Here is a 13,283-nt window from a genome sequence, read left to right on the forward strand (position 1 = left end):
ATTATTCTAAACGCAGCGTGCGCTGATAAGCGCAAAGCAGGGGAATATCAGCTGGTGCTAGTGGGTAATTAAATGCTTCATCTGGAGTGACCCAGCAAAAATTGGTGTGGCAACGTAGTTGGATATCGCCTTGCCAAGCAACTACTCCCCAAGCCTGTAATTGAATAATGCGCCCCGGCTGTTGAATGGTACTGGTAGCAATATAGTCAGTAACCTGAATATGATGAATATTGAACTCTTCTTCTAACTCTCTAATTAATGCCTGTGCGGGTGTTTCACCTTGTTCAATTTTCCCTCCGGGAAATTCCCAGTAACCAGAAAGATCGCTTTGGTTATCCCGTTGAGCAATCAAGATCAGCCCCTGTTGTTGCATAATGGCCGCGACGACATTAACTATTTTCATATCGGTTTATCTGAGAGAAAAACCAGACCAATTAAAACAATCGGTCTGGTTGATTAAGTATCAGAGCTTAAACTCAGCCCAGATAGGTGCGTGGTCAGATGGCTTCTCCATGGAGCGGATATCATAATCAATCCCGGTAGAGACGCAGAGAGGTGCCAGAGATTGACTGGCGAGTATCAGGTCGATACGTAAACCTCGGTTGTCATCAAAACCACTGGAACGGTAGTCAAACCATGAGTAGCGATCGTGAGTTTCTTGATGGGCTTGACGGAAAGTATCAACTAATCCCCAATTGAGTAGTTTTCCCATCCATTCACGTTCTTCAGGTAAGAAAGAGCATTTTCCTGTACGTAACCAGCGTTTGCGGTTTTCATCCCCGATACCAATATCCAAATCGGTAGCGCTGATATTCATATCACCCATGATCACAGCAGGATGAGCAGGATTTAGATGTTGTTCCAGATACGATTGTAGGTCCGCATAAAATTTTTGTTTAGCTGGAAATTTAATCGCATGATCCCGACTTTCCCCCTGAGGGAAATAGCCATTGATGACGGTTAATAAGCCTGCAGGGGTTTCGATGTCGGCCATGATAATACGGCGCTGAGCATCGTCGTCATCAGTGGGAAACCCCTTTCTGACATCTACTGGCTTTGCTTTGGTCAGCAGTGCGACGCCATAATGCCCTTTTTGGCCGTGATAAAAGACGTGATAGCCATACTGGCTGACTTCATCAAGGGGAAACATATCATCATGAACTTTTGTTTCCTGAAGCCCGATAACATCAGGTTGATGTTGGTCAATAATGGCTGCAAGCTGATGGGGCGGGCTCTTAGCCCATTGATATTAAATGATATAAACTTCATGAATGCTGTCTTTTATCTGCCAAAAATATGGATTAATAGTAACAGAGATTGAGAATAATTGTTATCCGGCTATCCCATTAGGATGACCGGACTCGACTTTTATTATTTAGCCCAGCGGTTAAGGTTATGAGGCTGATATTGATCAAACTGGTTGAGTAACTCATGAGGCGAATCGCTGATTAACAACGTGTTCAGGTAGTTTTGGCGCACAAAACCTTCATCTGCCATGTGTTGTAAGAATTGGCTCATTGAGAGTAGAAGTTTTGAATGTTGAGCAAACCAACCGGGTTGGTGTGATAGCCAATTTGACTCCAAGTCCATACTTCAAACAGCTCTTCAAGCGTACCGATACCACCCGGTAGGGCGATAAAACCATCCGCCAGTTCGCTCATACGTGCTTTACGAATATGCATGTCAGAAACGACTTCGAGGGTGGTAACGCCGTGATGAGCCGTTTCAGCTTCCACTAAACGTTCAGGAATAACACCGGTAACCTGACCACCAGCATCTAATACCGCATTAGCCAGAATGCCCATCAGTCCTTTATTGCCGCCACCATATATCAGGCGACGGCCTTGTTCCGCAATTGCTGTTCCCAACTGTTGCGCCGCTTCGGCATAGGCAGGATTATTTCCGGTGCTGGCACCACAATAAACACAGATATTCTTACGCATGAGACACCCTGATAAATTAAAACAAGGGGGTTGTATAGCCTATTTAGGCTAATGCTTCAAGGCGGATGTGAAAATTATGCTTTAAATGAAAGGGAGTAAATGGTGGTGGGAGAAGGATTCGAACCTTCGAAGTCTGTGACGGCAGATTTACAGTCTGCTCCCTTTGGCCGCTCGGGAATCCCACCAGATGATAAATGAACGTTCTCTGTCATGAATGACAGGGAGGCGCATCATATCAGAAGCTTCTGTTGTGTAAAGTATTGATGTGGAAATAATGATTGTTTGTTGTTTTTTCCAACAAAACGTTGATTATTCGAACTTAATGAAAAAGGGGGGAATCCCCCTTTTCATGAGTGAAAAACGATTAAAGAATGACGGTTCGATTCCCGTAAACAAAAACACGTTGTCCTAGAACGCGATATAACCCGTGGCTCAGTACATTTTTCTCAACATCTCGTCCGGCACGCATCATATCTTCGGCACTGTATGTGTGATCCACATGAATCACATCCTGCATGATAATTGGGCCTTCATCTAAATTATCGTTAACAAAATGAGCGGTAGCACCAATGATCTTAACCCCTCGCTCGTAAGCTTGATGATAAGGACGAGCACCAATGAAAGCAGGCAAAAATGAGTGATGGATATTAATAATGCGGTTTGGATAATGACGCACAAAATCAGGGGTCAGAATACGCATATATTTAGCCAGAACGACATAATCTGGATTAATGCTGTCAATCATTTCAACCACTTGTTTATCATGTTCTTCGCGGGTTAGCCCTTCATGACTGAGCAAATGGAAGGGGATATCAAAACGCTCAACTAGCGTACGCAAGGTATCGTGGTTGCCAATAACGGCAGCAATGTCTACATCAAGCCCGCCATACACGCTTTTCATCAAAAGATCGCCCAGACAGTGCGCTTCTTTGGTGACCAGAATAACTATTTTTTGTCTTCCTGCTTCATTCAGTTCACGAATAGAACCTTCGGGTAATGCATCATCAAGATCGGCTAGCAAAGTCTCGTCATTGAAGAACCCTTCCAGTTCGGTACGCATAAAAAAGCGCCCAGTGCGGTGGTCAACAAACTCATTATTCTGAACAATATTCAGTTGGTGCTTGTAACAGATGTTCGTTATTTTTGCGATCAGGCCTTTAGCATCGGGGCAAATCGTACGGAGTATTTTTCTTTGCATGGCGCATTTAACCTTTTGATGTATTTGCTATTGCTTATCATTATGGAATAAATCGTTATTAAGCATAACGCGTCATTTCATTCAGTTATTTCCACAACATTTTTTATATTTTTTCATTGAACCACAGGGACACAGCTCATTACGACCAACCTGAGGCTTCATGCCCGAAGTATAATACCAGCTTCCATGCAGTTTGATAAAATGGGAGCGTTCGTGGAGTGCGTATTGCTGTTGTGTCTGACTATCAAGATATTTAGCAATAAATTCAACATAGCTTTCGTTACCATGCTCTGCGGTTGAAACAATACTTAATTCACGCCATTCGGTATGTTCAAAACTGCGGGTGATAGCTTCAGCCAGTTCTGGTGAGCGGAAATCAGGATGCCATGTTGTAACCAAATATTCGACATCATGGCTGACATAAGCACTATAGCGTGACTTCATTAACTCAAGTGCCGACGACGCAATGGTTTGACCAGAAATCAATGGGTGGCAGCATTCCGAAAACTCCTTTAAGCTACCGCACGGGCATAGTTTGAACAAGATAAACTCCGATGTACTGGCAACGTATTTTAGAGAACAAAGCGTTGCGGCCAGATCAATTGATAAGAATAAATCATATTTTTACAGGCACAAGTGCAAAATTTGAACCAAAATATAATAAACAGAAAGCATGGAAGTTTACAATGACACCCCCTTTAGCCAATAAACATATACTCCTTGTTGAAGATGATGCGGTATTCCGTTCAATGCTGGCGGGATATCTAACCTCATTAGGTGCAATAATTGGTGAGGCTGAAGATGGCGAGCAGGCCTTGAGCTATGTTGCCCAATTTCAGCCAGAATTGATGATTTGCGATCTGAATATGCCTAATATGGATGGCATAACGCTGGTCGATCATTTGCGCCATCAGGGGTGCCAGATTCCGGTGATCGTGATTTCAGCAACAGAAAAAATCACTGATGTTGATAAGATGCTACGCCTCGGCGTTCAGGATGTTTTGCTTAAGCCGATTACTGATTTGAACCATTTGCGTGATGCGCTATTGTCTAGCTTTTATCCTTACTTGTTCTCTTCCCCTGCCAGCGAGGAGTTAACAATGCTTGCTGACTGGAGCGATCTTAGCGAAAAGCCTCAGGAAGCCGTGCAGTTACTTAGACAACTCCAACCTCCGGCACAGCAGACTATTTCTGGTTGTAAAATTAACTATCGCCAACTGACGCTAGCGGAAAAGCCGGGAATTGTATTTGATATCGCCGCGTTGTCTGAACATGATTTTGCTTTTTATTGTCTCGATATTTCTCGGGCGGGAAATAAAGGTGTATTAGCGGCATTAATGTTACGAGCGCTATTTAATAATCTATTACAAGAACATTTAGCTGAACAAAATGAAGCATTACCGCAAATGTCTACTATCTTAAACCGCATCAATCAACTGCTACATCAGTCTTATCTGGAAGGGCAGTTTCCTTTCTTGGCAGGCTATTATCACGTACCCAAGCAGAAGTTATTAATTGTTTCCGCTGGATTGCATGTCAATATTGAAGCGAACGACCGTAAATATGAGTTAGATGACAGTGTTCCTATGGGGACCTTACAGACGCTATATCCCAGCCAGACTAGTTTAGTTGCGGATCGCTGGGTTTGTCATGTCAAAGGAAACGGTGGTCGTTTGCAACTGAACGCAACGCTTTAAGCCTGCCGATTGGTAATTTGTTATCTGGTTGGCCTATGAATGATATCGGAGAATGCTCTCTTAGCTGATATACTCTTGCCATAATTTGTTCAGGATAGTACGCCTTAGATGTGCCAGATTTTCTGCATGTTTGAAGTTTCATCTATTTTATTAATGAGCAGTGGCGAATTTTATATTAACTAACTGAATATCGTATTAATAAACGATATTTTTTTGAATAGTGAGAGCATAATTTATGTCAGCTATACAGCATAGAGTAAGAAAAGCAATTATTCCAGTTGCCGGACTGGGTACCCGCATGTTGCCTGCAACCAAAGCAATTCCTAAAGAGATGCTACCTCTGGTAGATAAACCACTAATTCAATATGTGGTTAATGAATGTATTGCTGCGGGTATTAACCATATTGTGCTGGTTACCCACTCATCTAAAAATTCCATAGAAAACCACTTTGATACCAGCTTCGAACTTGAAGCCATGTTAGAGCGCCGGGTTAAACGTCAACTCTTGAATGAGGTTCAGTCTATCTGTCCTAGCAATGTGACGATAATGCATGTTCGTCAGGGGCTAGCTAAAGGGTTGGGGCATGCCATTATGTGTGCCCACCCTCTCATCGGGGATGAGCCTTTTGCCGTGGTATTGCCTGATGTCATTATTGATGAATATGAATCTAACCTTAAGAAAGACAATCTGAGCGAGATGTTAAGTCGTTATGAGACAACGAGCCATAGTCAGATTATGGTTGAACCTGTTCCAATTAATGAGGTCAATGCCTATGGTATCGTTGACTGCAATGGCTATGGGCTTACTGCAGGTGAAAGTGCACCTATCGTTAAAGTAGTAGAAAAACCAAGCGTTGCTGAGGCACCTTCTAACCTGTCAATTGTTGGGCGTTATGTATTAAGTGCTGATATTTGGCCACTGTTATCCCGTATACCACCAGGCGCTGGTGATGAGATCCAATTGACAGATGCTATCGCAATGTTGATGGAGTCAGAGCCTGTTGATGCCTACCATATTCGGGGCCGCAGCCATGATTGTGGTAACAAAATGGGATATATGCAGGCGTTTGTTGAATATGGCTTACGTCATTCAGGGTTAGGGGCTGAGTTTGGCTCATGGTTGCAGCAGCTTCAAATTTCTAGCAAAGGTTAATAACTCTATTTGGATAATAAAAGATGAAAGTCACCGTTTTTGGTATTGGTTATGTAGGATTAGTGCAGGCTGCCGTACTAGCAGAGGTCGGTCATGATGTTATGTGTATCGATGTCGATGAAACCAAAGTAGCTAATCTTAAGAAAGGTGTTATTCCTATCTTTGAACCAGGGTTAACGCCGCTGGTGAAAGAGAATTATGATGCAGGGCGACTAACTTTTACCACTGACGCGAAAGCCGGTGTGGCTCACGGAGAAATTCAGTTTATTGCGGTAGGTACGCCTCCGGATGAAGATGGTTCTGCTGATTTAAAATATGTTACTGCGGTAGCGCGTACTATTGCTGAACATATGACTGGCTATAAAGTCATTATCGATAAATCAACCGTGCCAGTTGGTACAGCAGATAAAGTTAAATCGGTGGTGATGGAAACGCTGGCTCGCCGTCAGGTTGATTTGCCATTTGATGTGGTTTCAAATCCGGAGTTTCTGAAAGAAGGGGCTGCGGTATCCGATTGTATGAAGCCAGAGCGTATCATTATTGGAACCGATCATAACCAAGTATTGGATTTGATCCGTGAGCTATATGGTCCGTTCAATCGTAATCACGACAGAATGGTGATTATGGATATTCGTAGTGCTGAGCTAACAAAATATGCCGCTAACTGTATGTTGGCTACAAAAATTAGTTTTATGAACGAAATGTCTAATCTGGCTGAATTACTGGGCGCTGATATAGAAAAAGTTCGTCAGGGTATTGGTTCTGATTCGCGTATTGGCTACCACTTTATTTATCCTGGTTGTGGCTATGGCGGTTCCTGTTTCCCTAAAGACGTACAGGCGCTCATTCATACGGCAGAACATATTGGCTATCAACCGTTGTTATTACAAGCTGTTGAAGCGGTTAATGCGAAACAAAAACATAAGCTGTTCAGCTTTATTCAGCGTCATTTTAATGGCGATCTGAAAGGGCGTACCTTTGCGCTTTGGGGGCTATCCTTCAAACCTAATACCGATGATATGCGTGAATCATCCAGTCGGGTATTAATGGAATCGTTGTGGGAAGCGGGTGCTAAAGTTCAGGCATTCGATCCTGAAGCGATGGAAGAGGCGCAGCGTATTTATGGCACTCGCTCAGATTTGGCATTGATGGGTACTAAAGAGGCTGCGCTACAGGGTGCCGATGCTTTGATTATTTGTACTGAGTGGCAAAACTTCCGGGCGCCTGACTTTGATCTTATTAAGGCAGCATTGAAGCATGCCGCGATATTTGATGGACGTAACCTCTACGAACCAGAACGTATGGCTCAACGAGGATTTACCTATTATGGTATTGGTCGTGGCGCGTCGGTGAATCCGGTTATTTGAGGCTGATAATGAAATTTCTTGTTACGGGAGCGGCAGGGTTTATTGGTTTTCATGTTAGTCAGAGACTATTAGCACTAGGTCATGACGTGGTAGGAATCGATAATCTTAATGATTATTATGATGTCAATTTGAAGTTGGCTCGCCTTGAGTTAATTGAAAATCACCCTCAGTTTAAATTCTTTAAACTGGATGTGGCCGATAGGAATAATATAGCTCAGCTTTTTGCTGAGCAAAATTTCCAACGCGTTATACATTTAGCGGCTCAGGCTGGTGTACGTTATTCATTAGACAATCCTCATGCTTATGCCGATGCAAATCTAACCGGGCACTTAAATATTCTGGAAGGATGTCGCCACCATAATATTGAACATTTACTTTATGCCTCTTCGAGTTCTGTTTATGGTTTAAATCGGAAGTTACCCTTTTCGACAGATGATAGCGTCGACCATCCAATTTCGCTGTATGCCGCAACAAAGAAAGCGAATGAGCTAATGTCTCATACTTATTCCCATCTGTTTAATCTACCTACAACGGGATTACGTTTTTTTACCGTATATGGCCCGTGGGGACGACCAGATATGGCGTTATTTAAATTTACTAAAGCCATAGTAGAAGGGCGTAGTATTGACGTATATAACCATGGTGATATGCGTAGAGACTTCACTTATATTGATGATATTGTTGAATCAATAATTCGTTTGCAAAATGTTATTCCAACCGTTAATTCGTCATGGACCGTTGAAACGGGTACTCCTGCGACCAGTTCTGCACCTTATGTCGTTTATAATATTGGTAATAGTGAACCCGTACGTTTGATGGAGTATATTGAAGCCATTGAAAAAGCGTTGGGGGAAACAGCGCAAAAGAATTTATTACCAATACAACCTGGGGATGTAATGGAAACCAGTGCGGATACTTCGGCGTTGTATAACGTTATTGGCTTTAAACCCCATACGTCAGTAATTGATGGAGTACAGAAATTTGTTGATTGGTATCGAGGTTTTTACCAATGACAGCGAATTATTAGCCTGCATAATGCTTTAAAAAAAGGGGGACTCAGTTCCTCTTTTTTATTTGGTCAACTATCCTAAGTAATTCAAATCATTCACCGGATAAATCAGCGCTCTTGATATATAACTATATTTCTTCAGTTTATGTCATTGTCATTAACTAATAGTTACAATAGAAATAATATAATTTAAATATATCTTTCCTTGAACTTTAATTTTTATCCAAATAATAATTTATTGAGTAGCATAAAAAAATAAAGCCTCCACAAAATGGAGGCTTTATTCAAAGGGAACTGACTAAATTACATCAGGAAATCATCTAATGATTTACCTTGTTCTTCAATAGCTTTCTTGATAACGGCTGGTGTACGGCCTTGACCTGTCCAGGTTTTTAATTCGCCGTTTTCATCAATAAATTGATATTTAGCAGGACGTGCAGCACGTTTAGATTTACCCGTAACTTTTGCTACAGAAAGAGATTGAAGTAATTCATTTGGATCAATACCGTCAGCAATTAACATTTCACGATATTGTTGTAATTTACGAGTACGTTCTTGAATTTCAGCTTGGTTTGCTTGATCTTCTTCGCGGCGCTCTTTGACCACTACTTCCATTTTTTCTAACATTTCTTCTAAAGTCTCAAGAGAGCACTCTCTGGCCTGAGCACGCAAAGTACGGATGTTGTTAAGGACTTTTAATGCTTCGCTCATTGTATCGTTCTCAAATTAATTATGGATTGAAATTTTGGTTAATAATAAAGCGCTAAATTAAATTCTGCAATAGGGTATTACATAAATAAAGTTAATTTATTTATAAGCGATAGTCAAATATTGTCAATAACTGCGAGTTAATAGGATGAAAAACACATTTTGTGTGGTTATAAAAAATTCAGGCCATATGTCATTAAAAGCCAGAGCATAGGTTTATTTGTCTCGCTAAATAGAGGTATTTTTTTATATGACGCTTATTACTGTTCTCTTGCGTTAGTTTTTTTTACTATTAACGGGACAAACCCCATCAATAATGTGTTGTAACGGGCTGGAGGCAATTACTAAAAATACTTTTTGTAGTCCTATTTTATCTGGCGTAACTATATACTTTATTATTGTTATGCTCTATAGAGCAGCGTAGAGAGCCTCATAGCGTGATGACCAGCGTAAATTTCATATCACATATATTTATAACGATGAGTGATATTTATGGTCTGAAAACAAATGGTATTTTAGTAAATCATTATAATTTCAAAAAATAATTAGCATAAAAATAGATTTTTTACACTCTACAAGCGTTTCATTCAGCACTTTAATACCAAAAATAACGTGAGTGGTTATCCGTTAAAAATCAGAGGTAATTATAATAAATTCATATAAATATGGTGGTTAATTAACGCTAATTATAAGCATGTATGAGCATTTCACCAGACTACTTACCCGAAAGTAATGAGGCTATCTCGCTGATAAAAATGTGTTCTTTGTATATCAATATAATCTCTGATGAATCTATCCTGCTGGTAGGGCGAATTCTTTCAATAGATGTTTTAATTAGAACTGAGGCAACTAAAACCTGCGATAGGTATTTCCATTAAACTTAAGCGTTGGTGATCACTTTTTCAATATTATTCATAGTGTTTGAGCTATTGGGCGCGGGGTTAAGTTATGCATACGTCAGCACGCCTACTGTCATAGGATAAGGCAAGGATAACGCTTTTGATTAGGCATTCTGGTATCAGAAATTTTTGACGGCGTAGAGATGAGTTGTTGAGCGAAGTTGGTAAATACCGTTTATATAGCCCTTAAACGAGTTATAAGCGGTTTTAAGCGCCAAAGGGGGCCGGTTCAGATATAAAAAAGCCGCCCAATGAAGGCGGCTATGAAAGGAGATAGCTAAACGCTACTTTTTATCTTTTTTGGTCGGTGCTTTGGCTTTAGTTTCAACAGCCGGTTGCTGCTGTTCTTCAACGTAGTTACGTCCATAGTAAGTATCCAGCAGAATAGTTTTCAGCTCGGAAATTAATGGATAACGAGGGTTTGCCCCGGTGCATTGGTCGTCAAATGCATCTTCAGACAGCTTATCAATTTTCGCTAGAAACTCTGCTTCAGGAACGCCAGCCTCACGAATCGATGCAGGGATATCCAGTTCTTTCTTAATTTCATCTAACCAAGTTAGCAGCTTTTCAATCTTGGCGGCGGTACGATCGCCAGGCGCTGATAAACCTAAGTGGTCGGCAATTTCCGCATACTGACGCCGAGACTGTGGGCGGTCATATTGGCTAAAGGCAGTTTGCTTGGTTGGGTTATCATTTGCGTTATAGCGAATAACGTTACAGATTAACAACGCATTAGCCAAGCCGTGTGGCAGATGGAATTCTGAACCTAATTTATGTGCCATTGAGTGGCATACACCCAGGAAGGCGTTAGCGAAGGCAATACCGGCAATAGTGGCGGCATTATGAACACGCTCACGGGCAACCGGATTTTTAGCCCCTTCTTTATAGCTAACGGGCAGATACTCTTTAAGCAGTTTCAGCGCCTGTAGAGCCTGACCATCAGTATATTCATTAGCCAGAACAGATACGTAGGCTTCTAATGCGTGGGTTACCGCATCTAAACCACCAAAAGCACACAATGATTTAGGCATATTCATGACGAGATTGGCATCCACAATAGCCATATCAGGTGTTAATGCATAATCGGCTAATGGGTATTTCATACCGGTAGCATCATCAGTGACAACGGCAAACGGTGTTACTTCTGAACCTGTGCCAGAGGTGGTGGTAATTGCAATCATCTTTGCTTTTACACCCATTTTTGGGAATTTATAGATACGTTTACGAATATCCATAAATCTTAACGCCAGTTCTTCAAAGTGTGTTTCTGGATGCTCGTACATGACCCACATGATCTTAGCCGCATCCATTGGAGATCCACCGCCTAATGCGATGATGACATCAGGTTTGAAGGAGTGCATCTGCTCCGCCCCTTTGCGCACGATGCTTAGGGTAGGGTCTGCCTCTACTTCGAAGAAAACTTCAGTTTCAACACCATACTGTTTTAGTACCTTGGTGATTTGATCGGCATAACCGTTGTTGAATAAGAAGCGGTCTGTAACGATAAAGGCACGTTTGGCACCATCAGTCGCAACTTCTTCTAAAGCAATGGGTAATGAGCCACGACGGAAGTAGATTGATTTAGGAAGTTTATGCCATAACATATTTTCTGCTCGCTTAGCCACAGTCTTCTTATTAATAAGATGTTTGGGTCCCACGTTCTCGGATATCGAGTTGCCGCCCCATGAACCACAGCCTAAGGTCAGTGAGGGTGCCAGTTTAAAGTTATACAGGTCACCGATACCGCCCTGGGAGGTTGGGGTATTGATCAGAATACGGGCTGTTTTCATTTTATCGCCGAAGTACGCGATACGTTCACCCTGATTATCCTGATCGGTATAAAGGCCAGAGGTATGCCCAATACCGCCCATAGCAACCAGCTTTTCGGCTTTCTCTACGGCATCTTCAAAATTTTTGGCACGATACATTGCCAGCATTGGAGAGAGTTTTTCGTGAGCAAAAGGTTCTGTCTCATCAACGTGAGTTACTTCGCCAATCAATACCTTGGTCGTTGCAGGAACGGTTAAGCCAGCCATTTCTGCAATTTTTACTGCGGGTTGACCTACGATAGCGGCGTTGATACCACCATTTTTTAGTATGATACCCTGGACGGCTTTCAACTCCTGGCCTTTTAGCATGTAGCCGCCATGAGAGGCAAAACGTTCACGCACGGTGTCATAAATCGTATCAACCACAATAACAGACTGTTCAGATGCACAGATTACGCCATTGTCAAAAGTTTTAGACATCAGGATAGATGCAACAGCACGCTTAATATCAGCGGTTTCATCGATAACGACAGGGGAGTTACCTGCGCCAACACCAATTGCAGGTTTACCTGAGCTGTAAGCGGCCTTAACCATACCCGGCCCGCCGGTTGCCAAAATTAGGTTGATATCTGGGTGATGCATTAACTGGTTCGATAACTCAACGCTAGGTACATCAATCCAACCAATAATATCTTTCGGAGCTCCGGCTTCAATAGCAGCTTGCAGAACAATATTGGCAGCTTCATTAGTGGCGTTTTTAGCGCGAGGGTGTGGCGAAAAGATAATACCGTTACGGGTTTTCAGACTGATAAGTGCTTTAAAAATAGCGGTAGATGTTGGGTTAGTGGTTGGAACAATACCACAAATAATACCCGTTGGTTCAGCAATGGTGATCGTACCGAAAGTATCATCTTCTTCCAGAATACCGCAGGTTTTCTCATCTTTGTATTTGTTGTAAATATATTCGGAAGCGAAGTGGTTTTTAATTACCTTGTCTTCCACAATACCCATGCCAGATTCTTCAACCGCCATTTTGGCCAGAGGAATACGGGCATTTGCTGCCGCTAGGGCGGCTGCTCTGAATATCTTATCGACTTGTTCTTGAGTATAATTAGCATACTCACGTTGAGCTTTTTTCACTCGTGCAACAAGCGCGTTAAGTTCAGTGGCGTTACTTACAGTCATTGTGACTCTCCTAAGATTGATAAATTTTTTTAGTGAGTAAGTCGTGACGCAGGTATCAAGTATAGTGGAAGCTCTGTTGTCTCAATACGATTTACTTACTGAAAAAATTTAAGCTAATCTATTGTTATAACTAAATTTATTTTTATCGGTAAATAATGAAAGTGTTTCAAGGATCTATCTGTTTGGTACTTGCAACACAGCTTACCTATTCAGAGTGATTGATATTGTGATGAACATCACATAAGAAGCATGCTGACACCTTTCAGCAAGCCATTTTGTTACATTTTTATCCATCAAGCGTTCGGGCATTACATTTATATAATTTTAGTTTGCTATATTAGGGTTATATCTTTGC

Annotated in this window: 9 protein-coding genes, 1 tRNA gene and 2 pseudogenes; 4 read left to right on the forward strand and 8 right to left on the reverse strand. The window is 41.7% G+C overall.

Annotation, left to right across the window (positions count from 1 at the left end):
* Position 1: 1 nt before the first annotated feature.
* The 6 genes and pseudogenes from HYN51_RS06060 to HYN51_RS06085 all read right to left on the reverse strand — a co-directional run bounded on the left by HYN51_RS06060 (position 2) and on the right by HYN51_RS06085 (position 3,684).
* Positions 2-403 carry a pyrimidine (deoxy)nucleoside triphosphate diphosphatase gene (locus HYN51_RS06060; RefSeq protein WP_108899195.1) on the reverse strand — a complete coding sequence of 134 codons (402 nt, stop codon included), beginning with the start codon at positions 401-403 and terminating at the stop codon, positions 2-4.
* Between the two features lie 60 nt (positions 404-463).
* A pseudogene (gene xthA / locus HYN51_RS06065) lies at positions 464-1,269 on the reverse strand (exodeoxyribonuclease III).
* Positions 1,270-1,371: 102 nt separating this feature from the next.
* Positions 1,372-1,943: pseudogene (locus HYN51_RS06070) on the reverse strand (LOG family protein).
* A 100-nt stretch (positions 1,944-2,043) separates the two neighbouring features.
* Positions 2,044-2,128: transfer RNA gene (locus tag HYN51_RS06075), tRNA-Tyr, on the reverse strand.
* Positions 2,129-2,307: 179 nt separating this feature from the next.
* Entirely contained in the window at positions 2,308-3,141 is an 834-nt protein-coding gene (gene purU / locus HYN51_RS06080) for a formyltetrahydrofolate deformylase (RefSeq protein ID WP_108899198.1), read from the reverse strand.
* A gap of 81 nt (positions 3,142-3,222) precedes the next feature.
* Positions 3,223-3,684, reverse strand: coding sequence for a YchJ family metal-binding protein (locus HYN51_RS06085; RefSeq protein ID WP_108899199.1), 462 nt, complete (start codon positions 3,682-3,684; stop codon positions 3,223-3,225).
* 143 nt (positions 3,685-3,827) lie between these two features.
* Here HYN51_RS06085 and rssB point away from each other — a divergent pair, with 143 nt between their 5' ends.
* From rssB to HYN51_RS06105, 4 genes are all read left to right on the forward strand, one after another.
* Entirely contained in the window at positions 3,828-4,838 is a 1,011-nt protein-coding gene (rssB, locus tag HYN51_RS06090) for a two-component system response regulator RssB (protein ID WP_108899200.1), read from the forward strand.
* A 235-nt stretch (positions 4,839-5,073) separates the two neighbouring features.
* Positions 5,074-5,991 carry a UTP--glucose-1-phosphate uridylyltransferase GalU gene (gene galU / locus HYN51_RS06095; RefSeq protein WP_108899201.1) on the forward strand — a complete coding sequence of 306 codons (918 nt, stop codon included), beginning with the start codon at positions 5,074-5,076 and terminating at the stop codon, positions 5,989-5,991.
* Between the two features lie 23 nt (positions 5,992-6,014).
* The gene (locus HYN51_RS06100; protein WP_108899202.1) at positions 6,015-7,358 is read left to right on the forward strand and encodes a UDP-glucose dehydrogenase family protein; all 1,344 of its coding nucleotides are present in this window, start codon (positions 6,015-6,017) and stop codon (positions 7,356-7,358) included.
* 8 nt (positions 7,359-7,366) lie between these two features.
* The gene (locus tag HYN51_RS06105) at positions 7,367-8,371 is read left to right on the forward strand and encodes an NAD-dependent epimerase (protein WP_108899203.1); all 1,005 of its coding nucleotides are present in this window, start codon (positions 7,367-7,369) and stop codon (positions 8,369-8,371) included.
* Between the two features lie 299 nt (positions 8,372-8,670).
* Here the strand turns inward: HYN51_RS06105 and hns are convergent, their stop codons facing one another.
* Both hns and adhE read right to left on the reverse strand, forming a co-directional pair.
* Entirely contained in the window at positions 8,671-9,078 is a 408-nt protein-coding gene (gene hns, locus HYN51_RS06110; protein WP_108899204.1) for a histone-like nucleoid-structuring protein H-NS, read from the reverse strand.
* 1,180 nt (positions 9,079-10,258) lie between these two features.
* Entirely contained in the window at positions 10,259-12,928 is a 2,670-nt protein-coding gene (gene adhE, locus HYN51_RS06115; RefSeq protein WP_108899205.1) for a bifunctional acetaldehyde-CoA/alcohol dehydrogenase, read from the reverse strand.
* Positions 12,929-13,283: the final 355 nt, after the last annotated feature.

Source organism: Limnobaculum parvum, assembly GCF_003096015.2.
GTDB classification, from domain to species: domain Bacteria; phylum Pseudomonadota; class Gammaproteobacteria; order Enterobacterales; family Enterobacteriaceae; genus Limnobaculum; species Limnobaculum parvum.

Excerpts from the sequence above, each read along its gene's own strand:
- HYN51_RS06060 (WP_108899195.1), bottom strand. The coding sequence starts at position 403 with ATGAAAATAGTTAATGTCGTCGCGGCCATTATGCAACAACAGGGGCTG.
- purU (WP_108899198.1), bottom strand. The coding sequence starts at position 3,141 with ATGCAAAGAAAAATACTCCGTACGATTTGCCCCGATGCTAAAGGCCTG.
- galU (WP_108899201.1), top strand. The coding sequence starts at position 5,074 with ATGTCAGCTATACAGCATAGAGTAAGAAAAGCAATTATTCCAGTTGCC.
- rssB (WP_108899200.1), top strand. The coding sequence starts at position 3,828 with ATGACACCCCCTTTAGCCAATAAACATATACTCCTTGTTGAAGATGAT.
- HYN51_RS06100 (WP_108899202.1), top strand. The coding sequence starts at position 6,015 with ATGAAAGTCACCGTTTTTGGTATTGGTTATGTAGGATTAGTGCAGGCT.
- HYN51_RS06105 (WP_108899203.1), top strand. The coding sequence starts at position 7,367 with ATGAAATTTCTTGTTACGGGAGCGGCAGGGTTTATTGGTTTTCATGTT.
- hns (WP_108899204.1), bottom strand. The coding sequence starts at position 9,078 with ATGAGCGAAGCATTAAAAGTCCTTAACAACATCCGTACTTTGCGTGCT.
- adhE (WP_108899205.1), bottom strand. The coding sequence starts at position 12,928 with ATGACTGTAAGTAACGCCACTGAACTTAACGCGCTTGTTGCACGAGTG.